The sequence below is a fragment of the Streptomyces sp. NBC_01520 genome, assembly GCF_045040375.1.
Taxonomy (GTDB): domain Bacteria; phylum Actinomycetota; class Actinomycetes; order Streptomycetales; family Streptomycetaceae; genus Streptomyces.
This window is the reverse complement of the sequence record NZ_CP109404.1, coordinates 3825315-3842669: the sequence shown is the minus strand read 5'-3', so window position 1 is coordinate 3842669 and position 17355 is coordinate 3825315. Positions and strand designations below refer to the sequence as shown.

Annotated in this window: 14 protein-coding genes and 1 pseudogene; 9 read left to right on the top strand and 6 right to left on the bottom strand. The window is 69.2% G+C overall.

Annotation, left to right across the window (positions count from 1 at the left end; genetic code table 11):
- Positions 1-68 precede the first annotated feature (68 nt).
- From OG524_RS17230 to OG524_RS17220, 3 genes are all read right to left on the bottom strand, one after another.
- A complete protein-coding gene (locus OG524_RS17230) occupies positions 69-998 on the bottom strand; it encodes a Yip1 family protein (protein WP_405389934.1) in 930 nt (309 codons plus the stop codon).
- Between the two features lie 225 nt (positions 999-1223).
- Positions 1224-3491: a heterodisulfide reductase-related iron-sulfur binding cluster gene (locus OG524_RS17225; RefSeq protein ID WP_405389935.1), complete on the bottom strand. Its 2268-nt coding sequence runs from the start codon at positions 3489-3491 to the stop codon at positions 1224-1226.
- 92 nt (positions 3492-3583) lie between these two features.
- Complete coding sequence (locus OG524_RS17220; protein ID WP_405389936.1) at positions 3584-4279, bottom strand: sugar transferase; 696 nt, start codon at positions 4277-4279, stop codon at positions 3584-3586.
- Between the two features lie 307 nt (positions 4280-4586).
- On the opposite strand from OG524_RS17220, the gene dnaK reads away from it, so the two are divergent.
- From dnaK to OG524_RS17200, 4 genes are all read left to right on the top strand, one after another.
- The gene (gene dnaK / locus OG524_RS17215; RefSeq protein WP_405389937.1) at positions 4587-6440 is read left to right on the top strand and encodes a molecular chaperone DnaK; all 1854 of its coding nucleotides are present in this window, start codon (positions 4587-4589) and stop codon (positions 6438-6440) included.
- Positions 6437-7087 carry a nucleotide exchange factor GrpE gene (gene grpE, locus OG524_RS17210; protein ID WP_405389938.1) on the top strand — a complete coding sequence of 217 codons (651 nt, stop codon included), beginning with the start codon at positions 6437-6439 and terminating at the stop codon, positions 7085-7087. The genes dnaK and grpE overlap by 4 nt, the downstream gene beginning before the upstream one ends.
- Before the next feature lie 93 nt (positions 7088-7180).
- A complete protein-coding gene (gene dnaJ / locus OG524_RS17205; RefSeq protein WP_405389939.1) occupies positions 7181-8371 on the top strand; it encodes a molecular chaperone DnaJ in 1191 nt (396 codons plus the stop codon).
- 1 nt (position 8372) lies between these two features.
- Entirely contained in the window at positions 8373-8819 is a 447-nt protein-coding gene (locus OG524_RS17200) for a heat shock protein transcriptional repressor HspR (RefSeq protein WP_056793306.1), read from the top strand.
- Between the two features lie 35 nt (positions 8820-8854).
- Here OG524_RS17200 and OG524_RS17195 read toward each other — a convergent pair.
- A pseudogene (locus OG524_RS17195) lies at positions 8855-9951 on the bottom strand (LuxR C-terminal-related transcriptional regulator).
- Positions 9952-10055: 104 nt separating this feature from the next.
- Positions 10056-11066 carry a helix-turn-helix transcriptional regulator gene (locus OG524_RS17190; protein ID WP_405810922.1) on the bottom strand — a complete coding sequence of 337 codons (1011 nt, stop codon included), beginning with the start codon at positions 11064-11066 and terminating at the stop codon, positions 10056-10058.
- A gap of 101 nt (positions 11067-11167) precedes the next feature.
- Here OG524_RS17190 and OG524_RS17185 point away from each other — a divergent pair, with 101 nt between their 5' ends.
- Both OG524_RS17185 and OG524_RS17180 read left to right on the top strand, forming a co-directional pair.
- Positions 11168-11461, top strand: coding sequence for a 5'-nucleotidase (locus tag OG524_RS17185; protein WP_405810920.1), 294 nt, complete (start codon positions 11168-11170; stop codon positions 11459-11461).
- Positions 11458-11778, top strand: a complete 321-nt coding sequence (locus OG524_RS17180) for a (2Fe-2S)-binding protein (protein WP_361899603.1) — start codon at positions 11458-11460, stop codon at positions 11776-11778. The genes OG524_RS17185 and OG524_RS17180 overlap by 4 nt, the downstream gene beginning before the upstream one ends.
- Before the next feature lie 100 nt (positions 11779-11878).
- On the opposite strand, the gene OG524_RS17175 is transcribed toward OG524_RS17180, so the two are convergent.
- Positions 11879-12280: a pyridoxamine 5'-phosphate oxidase family protein gene (locus OG524_RS17175; protein WP_405389943.1), complete on the bottom strand. Its 402-nt coding sequence runs from the start codon at positions 12278-12280 to the stop codon at positions 11879-11881.
- A gap of 137 nt (positions 12281-12417) precedes the next feature.
- Between OG524_RS17175 and clpB the strand changes: the two genes are divergently transcribed.
- The 3 genes from clpB (at position 12418) to OG524_RS17160 (ending at position 17273) form a co-directional block, all read left to right on the top strand.
- Complete coding sequence (gene clpB / locus OG524_RS17170) at positions 12418-15018, top strand: ATP-dependent chaperone ClpB (protein WP_405812473.1); 2601 nt, start codon at positions 12418-12420, stop codon at positions 15016-15018.
- Positions 15019-15378: 360 nt separating this feature from the next.
- Positions 15379-16647, top strand: coding sequence for an MFS transporter (locus OG524_RS17165; RefSeq protein WP_405389944.1), 1269 nt, complete (start codon positions 15379-15381; stop codon positions 16645-16647).
- A 71-nt stretch (positions 16648-16718) separates the two neighbouring features.
- Positions 16719-17273, top strand: coding sequence for a YbjN domain-containing protein (locus OG524_RS17160; protein WP_405389945.1), 555 nt, complete (start codon positions 16719-16721; stop codon positions 17271-17273).
- Positions 17274-17355 lie beyond the last annotated feature (82 nt).

Here is a 17355-nt window from a genome sequence, read left to right as displayed (position 1 = left end):
CGACGGGCCAGGGCGGATGAGGACACAGGAAGGGCCCGGCGCCGGGCCCTTCCTGGTGTCCGGTCGGGTCAGATCGTGCCGAGCTTGATGATCGAGAGCAGCGCGATCAGCTGGATCGCGGAGGCGCCCAGCGCCTTCGGCCAGGGCAGGTCGTGCGACTTGCTCACCATGGACGTGAACAGCGCTCCGGCGGCCAGCCAGGTGATCCAGCCGAGGATCTGCACCAGGGAGTTCTCGCCGCCCAGGAACAGGGCGAAGACCAGGCGGGGGGCGTCCGTGATCGACATGATCAGCATGGACAGGCCCACGGTCGGCTGCCAGGAGCCCGTGCCGCCCAGCTGGCGGGCCAGGGTGTGGGTGACAGCGCCGAGGACCAGGCCGCCGAGGACGAAGCCGATGCCCGTGATGATCACGTACGGGGCGGCCGTGGAGACCTCCGCGTGGATCGCCTCGTCACGGGCCTGGTCGAAGCCGAAGAGCGCGAGCAGCCCGTAGACGAACGTGACGACGAGCGCGGGGCCCCAGACGGGGTAGTCGCGCATCTGCCAGAACGTCGGCCCGGGGCGCAGCACGACGCCGCTCAGCAGCTGCTTCCAGTGCAGCCGCGGGCCGGCGGGCTGGGCGGGTGCCTGGCCCGCCTGGTAGGTGTTCCCGTCGCCGTACGGGTCCTCGTTGATGCTGAACGCCTGGGTGTGACCCGGGGCGTTGGCATAGGGGTCCTGTTGCGGGGGCTGGTGGTACGGATCGCCGAAGTACTCCGGCTCACCGTGCCCGCCCCCGTGTCCGTTCCCTCCGTGTCCCTGTCCGTTGCCGCCCTGCCCGCCGCCGTACGGGGCGCCCTGGGGGCCTCCGTACGGTGCGCCGCTGCCGCCCGGGGGCGGCCACGACGGCCCGCCGTACGGCGGCGGTGATGCCTGCGTGCCGTACGGCTGTTGCTGCTGCGGGTGTTGCTGCGGTGTGCGGTTGTCCCGGCCGCGTCCGATCCTGAATCCAGCCACGCATCGAACGTACCTGGTCCGTGTGGGTGCGGTGTGAGCGCCGGGGGAACACGGGCGCCTTTGCGGCCTAGCTGTGACATCCACCAGGGGAACCCCGAGGGGTCTGCCGGGGGTCCGGGCGGGGGCAACCACACCCCGCCGCGCATGCGGGACGGCCGGACGGACGGAAGCGGCCGGTCCTGCCCCCGAGGCAGGTCCGGCCGCTTCCGTCCGTGGGAGCGCGTGTTACTTCACGGGCTCGGGTTCGGGCTGGTCCGCCGTCTCCGCGTCGTCCGCGGGGTCGGCGGGCGTCTTCACGGACTCCAGGAGGAGCTGCGAGACGTCGACCACCTGGATCGACTCCTTGGCCTGGCCGTCGTTCTTCTTGCCGTTGACCGAGTCGGTCAGCATGACGAGGCAGAACGGGCAGGCGGTGGAGACGATGTCGGGGTTGAGGGAGAGGGCTTCGTCGACGCGTTCGTTGTTGATGCGCTTGCCGATCCGCTCCTCCATCCACATCCGGGCACCGCCGGCGCCGCAGCAGAAGCCGCGCTCCTTGTGGCGGTGCATCTCCTCGTTCCGCAGACCCGGGACCTTCGCGATGATCTCGCGCGGGGGCGTGTAGATCTTGTTGTGACGGCCCAGGTAGCAGGGGTCGTGGTAGGTGATCAGACCCTCGACCGGCGTCACCGGGATCAGCTTGCCCTCGTCCACCAGGTGCTGGAGCAGCTGCGTGTGGTGGATGACCTCGTACTCGCCGCCGAGCTGCGGGTACTCGTTCGCGATGGTGTTGAAGCAGTGCGGGCAGGTCGCGACGATCTTCTTCGTCGCCTTGGCCTTCTTCGTCGAGTCGTCGTCGTCATCCTCGCCGAACGCCATGTTCAGCATCGCGACGTTCTCCTGGCCGAGCTGCTGGAACAGCGGCTCGTTGCCGAGGCGGCGGGCGGAGTCACCCGTGCACTTCTCGTCGCCGCCCATGATCGCGAACTTCACGCCCGCGATGTGCAGGAGCTCCGCGAAGGCCTTCGTCGTCTTCTTCGCCCGGTCCTCCAGGGCGCCCGCGCAGCCGACCCAGTACAGGTAGTCGATCTCGCTGAGGTCCTCGACGTCCTTGCCGACGATCGGGACCTCGAAGTCGACCTCCTTGGTCCACTCCACCCGCTGCTTCTTGGCAAGGCCCCAGGGGTTGCCCTTCTTCTCCAGGTTCTTGAGCATCGTGCCCGCCTCGGACGGGAACGCGGACTCGATCATCACCTGGTAGCGGCGCATGTCGACGATGTGGTCGATGTGCTCGATGTCGACCGGGCACTGCTCCACACACGCACCGCAGGTCGTGCAGGACCACAGGACGTCCGGGTCGATGACACCGTTCTCCTCGGCAGTGCCGACGAGAGGCCGCTCGGCCTCCGCGAGAGCGGCCGCGGGAACGTCCTTGAGCTGCTCCTCGGTGGCCTGCTCGTTGCCCTCCATGTCCTTGCCGCCGCCGGCCAGGAGGTAGGGGGCCTTGGCGTGCGCGTGCTCGCGCAGGGACATGATCAGGAGCTTGGGGGAGAGCGGCTTGCCGGTGTTCCAGGCGGGGCACTGCGACTGGCAGCGCCCGCACTCGGTGCAGGTGGAGAAGTCGAGGATGCCCTTCCAGGAGAACTGCTCGACCTGGGACACACCGAACACGGCGTCCTCGGCCGGGTCCTCCCAGTCGATCTCCTGCCCGCCGCTGGTCATCGGCTGGAGCGCGCCGAGCGCGACCTCGCCGTCGGCGTTCCGCTTGAACCAGATGTTCGGGAAGCCGAGGAAGCGGTGCCAGGCGACACCCATGTTGGTGTTGAGCGAGACCGTGATCATCCAGATCAGCGAGGTGCCGATCTTGATCATCGCGGTGAAGTAGATGAGGTTCTGCAGCGAACCGACGCCCAGTCCCTTGAAGGCGAGCACCAGGGGATACGAGACGAAGTACGAGGCCTCGTAACCGTCGACATGGTGGATCGCGCCTTCGAGACCACGCAGGGCCAGGATGGCCAGGCCGATGATCAGGATGATGTATTCGACGAAGTACGCCTGCCAGGCGATCGAGCCGGCGAAGCGCGACTTGCGGCCGGCCCGCGAGGGCAGGTTCAGCAGCCGGATGGCCATCAGCGTGACGATACCGAGCACGGTCATGATGCCGATGAACTCGATGTACATCTCGAACGGCAGCCAGCCGCCGACGATCGGCAGCACCCAGTCGGCCTGGAAGAGCTGTCCGTACGCCTGGAGCAGCGTCGGCGGCAGTGTCAGGAAGCCGATCGCGACGAACCAGTGGGCGAAGCCGACGATTCCCCACCGGTTCATCCGGGTGTGGCCGAGGAACTCCTTGGCCAGGGTGATCGTGCGCTGCTTGGGGTTGTCGGTGCGGCTGCCTGCCGGGACCGGCTGTCCGATACGGACGAACCGGTAGATCTGCGCGACGGCTCGGGCGATGAGCGCAACGCCGACGACGGTCAGCACCAGCGACACGATGATCGCGGCGAGTTGCATTTGGGGGCTCCTCGGGCCTGCGAGGGTGGGATCCAGCACGTACAAGCAATTACTAAGCAGTAACTTAATCAGTCTGTGCTGACACTATCCACTTATTCCGTCACGCTGTAGCCGGGCAAGCGGTGATCTGTGTCGCTCAGGTGAGCCTTTCCCGGGCGGACAAGTCCGAGCACGGCCGTACGCAGTGGGATGTGTACGGATCGCGCAAGGATCGCCAGGTCGAGACCCGTCCCATGATGCTCCGCGTAGTGCGCGTCGAGCAGCGCGGGTTCGTCCCACGGCATTGCGGAGCGGGCGCGCACCTGCGCCAGACCGGTCAGACCGGGGCGCAGCTCCCGCCGCCAGCGGCCGGCGCCGGGCCCGCAGACCTCCGGATCGTCGGGCGCCAGCGGGGCCGGCCCGACCAGTGAGAGCTCCCCCCGTACGACGTGCGGCAGCCGGGACAGCAGGTCGAGCCGCAGCCGCCGGGTGCGCAGCGTGCGCAGCTCGAAGGTGCGACCGCCGAGGCCTGTCCGGAGCTCCCGGCTCAGTACGCCTCCGGGGCGGCGGCCCGCCCGGAGCGCCAGGGCCAGCGCGGCGAGGGCGAGTGCGGGGGCGGCCAGGAGCAGCAGGGCCGAGCCGAGTGCCAGGTCCAGGCTCCGCTTGACCGTCGTGGCGGCCAGTCGCGCCGTGATCACGCGGGCGGCGCGTGACGCCGCCTGTGATGCCGTTCGTGACGCCGCCCGTGCCGCCGTGGCCGTGGCGGGGCGCGTCGTCCTACGTACCGCGGTCCGCTTCGCGTTCTGCATCGCACCTGCCCGGGATCGGTCGGGATCTGTGACGTGCCGTTATGACCGGCTCGCTGCCTTTTGTGACAGAACGATCCCACGGTGCGATGGTGGGTCGGGGGTGCGTGGCGCGACGGGAGTGCGGGGTGTCGCTGGTGTTGCGTCCGCGCGGCGCCGCTCCATTCGCGTAGGAGCCATATAAAGGACCAGGCCAGCCCAGGTGTGAGCACCTTAGTTGAGTCGAGGTGGCTCAGGTCCTTTGACTCCGGGACTGGTGTCATGCATCCTTGAGTCAGATCCACTCAAGTAGTCAGTTGGAGGAATCGAAATGGCACGTGCGGTCGGCATCGACCTGGGCACGACTAACTCCGTCGTCAGCGTTCTCGAAGGCGGCGAGCCCACCGTCATCACCAACGCCGAAGGCGCCAGGACCACGCCGTCCGTCGTCGCCTTCGCCAAGAACGGCGAGGTGCTCGTCGGCGAGGTCGCCAAGCGCCAGGCAGTGACGAACGTCGACAGGACGATCCGTTCGGTCAAGCGCCACATGGGCACCGACTGGAAGATCGAGCTCGACGGCAAGAACTTCAACCCGCAGCAGATGAGCGCCTTCATCCTGCAGAAGCTGAAGCGCGACGCCGAGGCGTACCTGGGCGAGAAGGTCGCCGACGCGGTGATCACCGTTCCGGCGTACTTCAACGACTCCGAGCGTCAGGCGACGAAGGAGGCCGGTGAGATCGCGGGCCTCAACGTCCTGCGCATCGTCAACGAGCCGACGGCCGCCGCGCTGGCGTACGGGCTCGACAAGGACGACCAGACGATCCTCGTCTTCGACCTCGGTGGCGGCACCTTCGACGTGTCCCTCCTGGAGATCGGCGACGGCGTCGTCGAGGTGAAGGCCACCAACGGTGACAACCACCTCGGTGGTGACGACTGGGACCAGCGCGTCGTCGACTACCTGGTGAAGCAGTTCGCCAACGGGCACGGCGTGGACCTGTCCAAGGACAAGATGGCTCTCCAGCGTCTCCGCGAGGCCGCGGAGAAGGCGAAGATCGAGCTCTCGTCCTCGACCGAGACCACGATCAACCTCCCGTACATCACGGCGTCGGCCGAGGGCCCGCTGCACCTGGACGAGAAGCTCACGCGCTCGCAGTTCCAGCAGCTGACCGCCGACCTGCTGGAGCGCTGCAAGACGCCGTTCCACAACGTCGTCAAGGACGCGGGCATCCAGCTCTCCGAGATCGACCACGTCGTTCTCGTCGGTGGCTCGACCCGCATGCCGGCCGTCGCCGAGCTCGTCAAGGAGCTCACGGGCGGCCAGGACGCCAACAAGGGTGTGAACCCGGACGAGGTCGTCGCCATCGGCGCCTCGCTCCAGGCCGGTGTCCTCAAGGGCGAGGTCAAGGACGTCCTGCTCCTCGACGTGACCCCGCTGTCTCTCGGTATCGAGACCAAGGGAGGGATCATGACCAAGCTCATCGAGCGCAACACCACGATCCCGACCAAGCGTTCCGAGATCTTCACGACGGCCGAGGACAACCAGCCGTCCGTGCAGATCCAGGTCTACCAGGGCGAGCGCGAGATCGCGGCGTACAACAAGAAGCTCGGGATGTTCGAGCTCACGGGTCTGCCGCCGGCCCCGCGTGGTGTGCCGCAGATCGAGGTCGCGTTCGACATCGACGCCAACGGCATCATGCACGTCGCCGCCAAGGACCTCGGCACCGGCAAGGAGCAGAAGATGACCGTCACCGGTGGCTCCTCGCTGCCGAAGGACGAGGTCAACCGGATGCGTGAAGAGGCCGAGCAGTACGCGGACGAGGACCACCGCCGCCGCGAGGCCGCCGAGTCGCGCAACCAGGGCGAGCAGCTCGTCTACCAGACGGAGAAGTTCCTCAAGGACAACGAGGACAAGGTCCCCGGCGACGTGAAGGCGGAGGTGGAGACCGCGCTCACCGAGCTGAAGGAGAAGCTCAAGGGCGAGGACACCGCCGAGATCCGTACCGCCACCGAGAAGGTCGCGGCCGTCTCCCAGAAGCTGGGCCAGGCGATGTACGCCAACGCCCAGTCCGACGGTGCGACGCCGGGCGCGGACGCCCCGGGCGACGCCGGCGCGAAGGCCGACGACGATGTCGTCGACGCCGAGATCGTCGACGACGAGAAGGACACCAAGGGCGGTGCGGCGTGACCGAGGAGACTCCGGGCTTCGACGAGAAGCCTGACGTCCCCTCCGGCGCCAACTCCGACGAAGTCGAGCCGAAGGCCGCCACCCCCTCCGAGGAGGAGGCGGCGGCCCCGGCCGGGGACGTACAGCAGACAGTGGCTCTGACGGCTCAGCTGGACCAGGTCCGTACGGCGCTCGGTGAGCGCACGGCAGACCTCCAGCGGCTCCAGGCCGAATACCAGAACTACCGGCGTCGTGTGGAGCGGGACCGGGTCGCCGTCAAGGAGCTCGCTGTCGCGGGCCTCCTGACCGACCTCCTGCCCGTGCTCGACGACATCGGCCGCGCACGGGAGCACGACGAGCTCGTCGGCGGCTTCAAGTCGGTCGGCGAATCGCTGGAGACGGTGGCCGCCAAGCTGGGCCTCCAGCAGTTCGGCAAGGAGGGCGAGCCCTTCGACCCGACGATCCACGAGGCCCTGATGCACTCGTACGCGCCGGACGTCACCGAGACGACCTGCGTGGCGATCCTGCAGCCTGGGTACCGCATCGGGGAGCGCACCATCCGCCCCGCGCGGGTGGCCGTGGCGGAGCCGCAGCCGGGGGCGACGCCCGCGGCCGCGAAGGAAGAGAAGGCTGACGACGAGGAGAGCGGTGGCACCGAAGAGGTCTGACGTCGAGTCCGACCACTGCGGTGAACACCGACGGGGCGTGCGGCCGGCCACAGGGCCGGCCGCACGGCCTATCGTCCGGAAGGAGGGACGTCGATGAGCACGAAGGACTTCGTCGAGAAGGACTACTACAAGGTCCTCGGCGTCCCCAAGGACGCCACCGACGCCGAGGTCAAGAAGGCGTACCGGAAGCTCGCACGCGAGTTCCACCCGGACGCCAACAAGGGTGACGCGAAGGCGGAGGAGCGCTTCAAGGAGATCTCCGAGGCGAACGACATCCTCGGCGACCCCAAGAAGCGCAAGGAGTACGACGAGGCGCGCGCCCTCTTCGGCAACGGAGGCTTCCGGGCGGGTCCCGGCGGCGCGGGCGGCAACTTCAACTTCGACCTGGGCGACCTCTTCGGAGGCGCCCCGGGTGGCGGCCAGGGCGGCGGAGCCGGTGGCTTCGGCGCCGGTGGCGGCGGCCTGGGCGACGTCTTCGGAGGACTGTTCAACCGGGGCGGTGCGGGCACCCGTGTCCAGCCGCGCCGCGGACAGGACATCGAGTCCGAGGTCACGCTCAGCTTCACCGAGGCGGTCGACGGCGCCACCGTCCCGCTGCGGATGTCCAGCCAGGCGCCATGCAAGGCCTGTTCGGGCACCGGCGACAGGAACGGCACCCCGAGGGTCTGCCCGACCTGCGTCGGCACCGGTCAGGTGTCGCGCGGCAGCGGCGGCGGATTCTCGCTCACCGACCCGTGCGTGGACTGCAAGGGCCGGGGCCTGATCGCCCAGGACCCCTGCGAGGTCTGCAAGGGCAGCGGCCGGGCGAAGTCGGCCCGCACGATGCAGGTCCGGATCCCCGCCGGGGTGCTGGACGGCCAGCGGATCCGGCTGCGCGGCAAGGGCAGCCCGGGCGAGCGCGGCGGTCCGGCCGGCGACCTGTACGTCGTCGTCCACGTCGACGCCCACCCGGTGTTCGGCCGCAAGGGCGACAACCTCACGGTCACCGTGCCCGTCACCTTCACGGAGGCGGCGCTCGGCGGCGAGGTGAAGGTCCCCACGCTCGGCGGACCTCCGGTCACCCTGAAACTCCCGGCAGGCACGCCGAACGGGCGTACGATGCGGGCTCGCGGAAAGGGCGCCGTACGCAAGGACGGCACCCGGGGCGACCTCCTCGTGACCGTCGAGGTCGCCGTGCCCAAGGAACTCGGCGCGGACGCCCAGGAAGCGCTGGAGGCCTACCGGAAGGCGACCGCGGGGGAGGACCCGCGGGCGGAGCTGTTCCAGGCTGCGAAGGGAGCTTGAGATGGACGGCCGTCGACGCAATCCGTACCAGCTGACGGATGAATCACCGGTGTACGTGATCTCCATCGCGGCCCAGCTCTCGGGCCTGCACCCGCAGACGCTGCGCCAGTACGACCGCCTCGGTCTGGTCTCGCCCGACCGCACGGCCGGGCGTGGCAGGCGCTATTCGGCCCGCGACATCGAACTGCTCCGCACGGTGCAGCAGTTGTCGCAGGACGAGGGCATCAACCTGGCGGGCATCAAGCGCATCATCGAGCTGGAGAACCAGGTCGCCGCGCTCCAGCAGCGTGTCGCCGAGCTCTCGGCGGCGGTGGACGGCGCGGCCGTGGCCATGCAGCAGCGCGAAGCCCAGGTGCACGCCTCCTACCGGCGGGACCTGGTGCCGTACCAGGACGTGCAGCAGACCAGTGCCCTGGTCGTGTGGCGGCCCAAGAGGCCGACGGACTGAGCGCCCGGCGGGCAGAGCGCTTCCGGAGGGCAGGATCACCGTTCGCGGGGGTCCTGCCTTCTGCCGTGTCCAGGCAGGTGCGCGGGACGTCGGCGCCCCGGTCCCGAGGGCCGTTCGTCAGGCCTCCAGGCCCGGGTGACCGCCCGGCGGCGCGGTGCGCCGTCCGGTTCCGCGATGCCCGACCGGACGATGAGCGCCCCCAGCCGGGTGCGGCTGTGCGCGTCGAGGGTCTGCATCAGCTTGGAGATGTGCGAGCGGCAGGTGCGGACGCCGATCCCGAGTTCACGGGCGACCACGTCGTCGACGTGGCCCTCGGCCAGGAGCCGGGCGATGGTCTGCTGGACGGTCGTGACAAGGGCTCCGGGGGTGGCGGAGGGCAGGTGCTCGCTGTTGGGCGTGGCCTGGGCCCAGCGGACCTCGTGGACCCGGGTGAGGTAGCGGACGAGCGCCGGGTGCCGGACCTCCAGGGCGACCTCGTCACCGGGTGCGGCGGGTACGTACGCCACCGTGCGGTCGAAGATGATGAGGCGGTCGACGGTCTGCTCGATGGTCCTCACCTGGAGCCGGCCGCTGGGCATCTGTCCCCGGTAGTCCCTGAGCCGCGGGCTGTGGCGCGCGGGGTGCTGGTACAGGTGCCGGAGCCGGGCGCCTCCGGCGATCGCGGTACGGCCGTTGTGCAGGGCCTGCTGCATGTGGTGCTCCAGGCGGTTGCCGCCCGGCTGCACGGTCAGCACCTCGTCCCCGGCCCACGCGGACGCCTCCCGGAGGGCCGAGATGATCAGCGGCCGTCCCTCCAGCACGGTGATGGCGAGATCGGGGTCCTCGCCGGCGACCGTCGCCAGGGGCGCCAGGGCTCCGGCGAGCGCGGCGGTCAGCCGTATCCGCTCGTCCATCTCGCGGGTGATGGGCTGCAGCAGATGGGCCGGCGCGGCCGACGGCGGGACGGGGCGCACACAGGTGTCGTCCGCCGGGTCGGACGGACGAGGGCCATGCCGAGCAGGCACGGGGCGGCGGGCAGCCGGGTTCGAGGGATACGTCCCGCACGCAGCGCCTCCTCGTAGAGGCGTACGGCCGGTTCGCAGAGCTCTCGGTTCCCGTGCGAATGAGACCGCTCTGCCTCATCGGTGACGATTTGTGGACCCCCCGCTTTCCGCACCGCAACAAGATGACGGTGGCGGAAAGCCAGCCGCGGGGGGAGGCTGGTCGTACCGGTCGAGCGGCCTCACCCGAGGGGGGTCAGGTGTCCTGGTCCAGGATTCCCGACCGGGCGATCAGATAGCCGAGTTGGGCGCGGCTGTTGCTTCCCAGGGCTGTCGCGATCTTCGCCACATGGGCTCGGCAGGTCCGGACATTCATACCGAGGCGCCGGGCGATGGAGTCGTCGACATGGCCGTCCACGAGGAGTTGTGCAATGGAGCGCTGAACGCCGCTGATACCCAGGGGCGTCGGTGTGTACTTCACTTCTTCCAGAAGCGGCTCGGCACGTGTCCAGAGCTGCTCGAATACCTTGGCGAGATACTCGACCAGGCCCGGATGGCGGAGTTCCAGGGCGACTTGGCGGTCATCCTGGGCGGGTATGAATGCGACCGTGCGGTCGAAGATGATAAGCCGCTCGATGAGTTCTTCGAGCGTCCTGATCTCCACATGATTGCTCGCGATGCGTTCGGCATATGCGAGCGTGCTGGGGCTGTGGCGCACGGTGTGCTGGTACAGGGTGCGGATGCTCACGCCCCGGTGCACCACGGACAGGCCGCGTTCGAGCGATTTGCCCAGACGGTCCTCGCTCCTGCCGCCGCCGGGCTGGACCGTGAGGACTTCGGTGCGGCACTCTGCCGTGGCGAGGTCGAGCGCGGCGTTGATCCGGGTCTCGCCCTCCAGCACCGTGATGGCGTGCGTGGTCGGAGGTCCCTGGGCGCTGATGTCCATGAACGGTTCGAAGCACTCGGTCAGTTCCACCGAGTGCCGCCGTCGCTCCTGGATCTCGCGCTCGATGGGGTGGAGGTGCTGTGCGAGTGCGGCCGAAGGCGGAACGGGACGGAGCCACTCCGCGTCGTCCGGATCGGGATGCAGGAGCGCGAACTCCATCAGGCACGGCGCCGGAGCCACTTCGGCGCGAGCGATACGGCCGAGACGCAGTGCGCTGGCGTAAAGGAGCCCTCCGGCCTCGCACAGTTCGGTGATCCCGTGAGGATGTGTCGGCTTTGTGTTGCTTGTGGTCATATCTCCACCCCCCAGGTTCCTGAACATACAGGAACATGATGCATCGACTCAGTGGTGTTCGAGTGCCCGGGTGAGACATCGTCTTAAGTGCGGGGGAGAAGAATCCACAAGTGAGGACGAAGCCGACTATGTATAAGCGAATGCTTCGCTCGGTGCTTGCCGCCTCGTTCGTCGCGGCCCTGGGGCTGGGGTTGAGCGGAGGCGACATCGGCTGGAGCAGTGAAGCCGCTGCGTCGGGTGACATCGGCTGGAACGCGCCCGCCGGCGTCACGGGTGACATCGGCTGGGCCGCTCCGCTCGACGACATCGGCTGGCGCGCACAGTCGGGTGACATCGGTTGGAACACGCAGGCTGGTGACATCGGCTGGAACACGCAGGCCGGTGACATCGGCTGGTCCGCTCCGACCAGCACGGTCGCATGACCACCCCTCCGGACGACCGAACCTTCCGGCGGGAGATGGCCACGGCCTACAGGTCAGGGTGGCACTTCATCGATCTGCTCACGGCACTGACCCGCCAGGGCGATTCGTTGATGGTCACCCTGTTCGGAGAGCCGATAGTCGTCGTGATGGAGACGGACGACGACGTCCGCGCCTATCGCTGTCTTCGCCGGCCCCGAGGGGCCCCGCAGCCGGTCCGCTGTGCTGTCCGGTACGGCATGATTTTCGTCAATCTCGATCAGCGGGACCACGAGCTGTTCGAGCAAGAAGCCATTTCCGCCACCCCCCGCAGTGCCTGAACGGTTCCCCCGTCGTTCCAGATCGTTCAGGCACTTCCCCCACACAACGGCGTCATCGTGACCTGAACACGATGGCGCCGTTGTGCTGCCCGGACGCGGGTCAGCCCCTGCCGAGCGCCCGGTCCACGGCGATCTCGATGACGACCCTCTCGGGGTTGTGCGCCGGAGTGCGTTCGTACCGCTCCGCGTAGCGGCGTACCGCGTCCGCCACCTGGTCCGCCTCCGTACGCACGGCCGCGCGGCCTTCCAGGGTCGCCCAGCGGCGCCCCTGCATCTGGCAGACCGCGACCCGTGCGCCCTCCGGGCCGGCCGCCAGGACGTGGGCGACCTTCCTGCTCCTGCCGCTGGTGATGACGCGGGCGAGCCGGGTCTCCGGGTCGTACGTCACGCCGACCGGCACCACGTGCGGAGTGCCGTCCGGGCGGAGCGTGGTCAGGGTGCACACATGGCGCTCCCGCCAGAAGGCGAGGTACTCGGGGCCGGGGTCGCGTACGTCAGGCATGGGATCAGCCTAGATGCGGGGCTCGCGCCGCGTGTGCGGAGGTGCCCGTTCAAGCTTGAGTGGAATAGACTCAACTTTGTACCCGTTGTTCGAGTCATAGTTCCGTGAAGCACCAGCACGAGGAGGAGACAGCGCCCGTGGACGCCGAGCTGACCAACAGGAGCCGGGACGCCCTCAACGCGGCCACCAGCAGGGCCGTCAAGGACGGACACCCCGATCTGACCCCGGGGCATCTGCTGCTCGCACTGCTCGAGGGTGAGGACAACGCGAACATCATCGACCTGCTGGCCGCGGTCGACGCCGACCAGGCGGCCGTGCGCGCGGGGACCGAACGGCTCCTCGGCACGCTGCCCAGCGTCACCGGATCGACCGTCGCACCGCCCCAGCCCGACCGTGAGCTGCTCGCCGTCGTCTCCGACGCCGCACAGCGGGCGAAGGAACTCGGCGACGACTACCTCTCCACCGAGCACCTGCTGATCGCCCTCGCGGCGAAGGGCGGCCGTGCCGGTGAGATCCTCGACGGGCAGGGAGCCGGCGCGAAGAAGCTGCTGGACGCATTCGAGAAGAGCAGGGGAGGGCGCCGGGTGACCACTCCCGACCCCGAGGGCCAGTACAAGGCCCTGGAGAAGTTCGGCACCGACTTCACGGCCGCCGCGCGCGAGGGCAAGCTGGACCCGGTGATCGGCCGCGACCAGGAGATCCGCCGCGTCGTCCAGGTGCTGTCACGCCGTACGAAGAACAACCCCGTGCTCATCGGTGAGCCCGGCGTCGGCAAGACGGCCGTCGTCGAAGGGCTCGCCCAGCGCATCGTCAAGGGCGACGTCCCGGAGTCCCTGAGGAACAAGCGGCTCGTCTCCCTGGACCTCGGCGCGATGGTCGCGGGCGCCAAGTACCGCGGTGAGTTCGAGGAGCGCCTCAAGACCGTCCTCTCCGAGATCAAGGAGAGCGGCGGCCAGATCATCACCTTCATCGACGAGCTGCACACGGTCGTCGGCGCGGGCGCCGGCGGCGACTCCGCGATGGACGCGGGCAACATGCTCAAGCCGATGCTCGCCCGCGGTGAGCTGCGCATGGTCGGCGCCACCACCCTGGACGAGTACCGCGAGCGCATCGAGAAGGACCCCGCGCTGGAGCGCCGTTTCCAGCAGGTCCTGGTCGCCGAACCGTCCGTCGAGGACACCATCGCGATCCTGCGCGGACTCAAGGGCCGCTACGAGGCCCACCACAAGGTCCAGATCGCCGACTCCTCGCTGGTGGCCGCCGCGACCCTCTCCGACCGCTACATCACCTCCCGCTTCCTCCCCGACAAGGCCATCGACCTGGTCGACGAGGCGGCCTCCCGGCTCCGCATGGAGATCGACTCCTCCCCCCTGGAGATCGACGAGCTCCAGCGCGCCGTGGACCGGCTGCACATGGAGGAGCTGGCCCTCAGGAACGAGACGGACGAGGGCTCCAAGCAGCGTCTGGAGAAGATCCGCCGCGACCTCGCCGACAAGGAGGAGGAGCTGCGCGGCCTCACCGCCCGCTGGGAGAAGGAGAAGCAGGGCCTCAACCGCGTCGGTGAGCTCAAGGAGCGCCTCGACGAGCTGCGCGGCCAGGCCGAACGCGCCCAGCGCGACGGTGACTTCGACACCGCGTCCAAGCTGCTGTACGGGGAGATCCCCGGCCTGGAACGCGAGCTGGCCGAAGCGGCCGAGGCCGAGCAGGAGGCCGCCGGGGACACCATGGTCAAGGAGGAGGTCGGCCCGGACGACATCGCCGACGTCGTCGGCGCGTGGACCGGCATCCCGGCCGGACGTCTCCTGGAGGGCGAGACCCAGAAGCTCCTGCGCATGGAGTCCGAGCTGGGCAGGCGCCTGATCGGCCAGTCCGAGGCCGTGCGCGCCGTGTCCGACGCGGTGCGCCGCACCCGCGCGGGAATCGCCGACCCCGACCGCCCCACCGGCTCGTTCCTCTTCCTCGGCCCGACCGGTGTCGGCAAGACCGAGCTGGCCAAGGCCCTCGCGGACTTCCTGTTCGACGACGAGCGGGCCATGATCCGCATCGACATGAGCGAGTACGGCGAGAAGCACAGCGTCGCCCGCCTCGTCGGTGCGCCGCCCGGCTACGTCGGCTACGAGGAGGGCGGCCAGCTCACGGAGGCGGTCCGCCGCCGCCCGTACAGCGTCGTCCTGCTGGACGAGGTCGAGAAGGCCCACCCCGAGGTCTTCGACGTCCTGCTCCAGGTGCTCGACGACGGCCGGCTCACCGACGGGCAGGGCCGGACGGTCGACTTCCGCAACACCATCCTGATCCTCACGTCGAACCTGGGCAGCCAGTTCCTGGTCGACCCCCTCATCGAGCCCGAGGCCAAGAAGGAGCAGGTGCTGAACACCGTACGGGCGTCGTTCAAGCCGGAGTTCCTCAACCGGCTCGACGACCTGGTCGTCTTCTCCGCCCTGTCCGGCGGCGAGCTCGCCCACATCGCGGGCCTCCAGGTGGGCCGGCTGGCCGACCGGCTGGCCGACCGGCGGATCAGCCTCGACGTGACCCCGGAGGCCCTGGCCTGGCTGGCCGAGGAGGGCAACGACCCGGCATACGGTGCCCGGCCGCTGCGCCGGCTGATCCAGACCGCGATCGGCGACCGGCTCGCGAAGGAGATCCTCGCGGGCGACGTCAAGGACGGCGACACGGTCCGGGTGGACCGCGCCGGGGACGGTCTCCTCGTCGGGAAGGCGTCCCCCGCCAAGACCCTGTAGACCGTCCGTGTGCCCCCGGCCGTGACCGAGATCGTCCCGGCCGGGGGCACACGCGTGCCGGAAGTCGTCGCATTGATGGATGCATTCGGCATCCATCGACTGCGAGGACATTCGACCCGTCTCCACGAGGCCGCCCACAAAATTGAGCCGAAAATTTACATTCCATGGCTGAATGGCAGATGCCGGGCGGTCTGTGCGTTGTTATTTGTATCTGGACGGTACATATCGTCACCCTCGACCGCAGCGGATCAACTGCGATGTGGATGCCGAAGTTTCCGCGCAATACCGGGACACTACGGACCGTCTTTGCTGACCCGCGAGTGAGGTCTGGGGGAATTCGTCAGCCGGTATGGTACGCGCATGACGGAACGTAAGCCTGGCGAGATAAGCGCGGAGTCGAATGATTGCAAAAGCGACAGTCTAATTCGCCTCAGCGAATTTCGTACTCTGTGGGCCGCTTTCGCGCAGTCGGTCCTGGGGGACCAGCTGGCGCGGGTGGCGCTGTCGCTGCTGGTCTTCGAACGCACCGAGTCGGCCGGCTGGACCGCGGCGACCTATGCCCTGACGAGCCTGCCCGCCCTGCTGTCCGGGGTGCTCCTGACCGGGCTGGCGGACCGTTTCCCCCGTCGCACGGTCATGATCGGCTGCGACCTGGTGCGTGCCGTCCTCGTCGGGCTGATGGCTCTGCCCGGCACACCGTTGCCGCTGCTGGCCGGACTGCTGGTCCTCGCGCAGCTCGCCGAGGCCCCGTTCGGCGCCTCGCAGGGGGCCCTGATGCCGGCCGTACTGGGTGAGCGCCTGTACGAGCGCGGGCAGCGGGTCATCATGATCACGCACCAGGCCGGACAGCTGGTCGGCTTCGCCCTCGGGGGTGTCCTCGTCGTATGGCTCGGCAGTCACGTCTCCCTGGGACTGAACGCCGTGACGTTCCTGATCTCCGCCGTCCTGATCCGCCTGGGCGTGAAGGCGCGTCCCGTGGACACGAGCGCCGACGCGCGGCCGAAGCGGATGCATACCCAGATCAAGAGCGCGGCGGCACTGATCTGGGCGGACCCACGGCTGCGTTCGCTGGTCGCGCTCGGCTGGCTGGCGGGGTTCATCGTGCTGCCCGAAGGTCTTGCCGCCCCCTTCGCGGAGGAGGTCGGCGCGAGCGCCGCCTCGGTGGGGCTCCTGCTCGCCGCGCATCCCGCGGGCATGGTCCTGGGCGCCGCGATCCTGGGGCGGGCGTCCGTCGGCGACGAGCGGCGCCGTCGGCTGCTCGGGCCGCTGGCGGTGGGGGCGAACGTTCCGCTGCTCGTCTACTGGGCGGGCCCCGGGGTGGGGGTCGCCCTGCTGGTGCTCCTGGTGTCGGGCATCTGCTCGGCCTACCAGATCACCGCCGGAGCCACCTTCGTGCTGCTCACCCCGGCCGACCAGCGCGGTCAGGCGCTGGGACTGGCCCGGTCGGGACTGACCGCCATGCAGGGGATCGGTGTCGCGGCGGGCGGTCTCGCCGCCCAGCTGTCCGGGTCCTCGGCCCTGACGATCGGCGGGGCCGGGCTCGTCGGGACACTCTGCGCGATCATGGTCGCGGTTTCCTGGGCGCGGGCCAGGCAGACGGGTGCCGGGACGATTCCCCTGAGGGCGTAGGACTACTGGCCGCCGATCGCGGCTAGGGTCGATGGCAGGAAACCACGAGCGATCCACAGGAGTACCCAGCGATGTCTATCGACCCGTCCTCGATTCCCAACTTCGGGGGCCAGCCCGAGCCGCAGGCGGCAGGACCCGAGGGACCGGTTGTCCCTGACCAGGACCTCGTCAAGCAGCTTCTCGAGCAGATGGAGCTGAAGTACGTCGTCGACGACGAGGGCGACCTCGCCGCGCCGTGGGAAGAGTTCCGCACGTACTTCATGTTCCGCGGCGAGGAGGAGCAGCAGGTCTTCTCGGTGCGTACGTTCTACGACCGCCCGCACGCCGTGGACCAGCGCGCCGTTCTCCTCGACGCGATCGACGACTGGAACCGCCGCACCCTGTGGCCGAAGGTCTACACGCACGCCCACGAGGGCGAGGAGGGCGCTGCCGCCTCCGTCCGGCTGATCGGTGAGGCGCAGATGCTCATCGGCACCGGCGTCAGCCTGGAGCACTTCGTCTCCTCGACGGTCAGCTGGGTGCGCGCCTCCATCGAGTTCGACAAGTGGCTCGTGGAGCGCCTGGGCCTGGAGACCGAGGAGAAGGCCGAGGGCGACGAGCCCACGGAGACCTCCCCCGAGGCCTGATCCGGCCCACGGAACGGCGGCCCGGCCCCGGGACGGCGGTCATCGCGACCACCGTCCGGGCCGGGCTTTCGCGCGTCCCGGA

Excerpts from the sequence above, each read along its gene's own strand:
- OG524_RS17225 (WP_405389935.1), bottom strand. The coding sequence starts at position 3,491 with ATGCAACTCGCCGCGATCATCGTGTCGCTGGTGCTGACCGTCGTCGGC.
- OG524_RS17220 (WP_405389936.1), bottom strand. The coding sequence starts at position 4,279 with ATGCAGAACGCGAAGCGGACCGCGGTACGTAGGACGACGCGCCCCGCC.
- dnaK (WP_405389937.1), top strand. The coding sequence starts at position 4,587 with ATGGCACGTGCGGTCGGCATCGACCTGGGCACGACTAACTCCGTCGTC.
- dnaJ (WP_405389939.1), top strand. The coding sequence starts at position 7,181 with ATGAGCACGAAGGACTTCGTCGAGAAGGACTACTACAAGGTCCTCGGC.
- OG524_RS17200 (WP_056793306.1), top strand. The coding sequence starts at position 8,373 with ATGGACGGCCGTCGACGCAATCCGTACCAGCTGACGGATGAATCACCG.
- OG524_RS17190 (WP_405810922.1), bottom strand. The coding sequence starts at position 11,066 with ATGTTCAGGAACCTGGGGGGTGGAGATATGACCACAAGCAACACAAAG.
- OG524_RS17185 (WP_405810920.1), top strand. The coding sequence starts at position 11,168 with ATGTATAAGCGAATGCTTCGCTCGGTGCTTGCCGCCTCGTTCGTCGCG.
- OG524_RS17180 (WP_361899603.1), top strand. The coding sequence starts at position 11,458 with ATGACCACCCCTCCGGACGACCGAACCTTCCGGCGGGAGATGGCCACG.
- OG524_RS17175 (WP_405389943.1), bottom strand. The coding sequence starts at position 12,280 with ATGCCTGACGTACGCGACCCCGGCCCCGAGTACCTCGCCTTCTGGCGG.
- OG524_RS17165 (WP_405389944.1), top strand. The coding sequence starts at position 15,379 with ATGACGGAACGTAAGCCTGGCGAGATAAGCGCGGAGTCGAATGATTGC.
- OG524_RS17160 (WP_405389945.1), top strand. The coding sequence starts at position 16,719 with ATGTCTATCGACCCGTCCTCGATTCCCAACTTCGGGGGCCAGCCCGAG.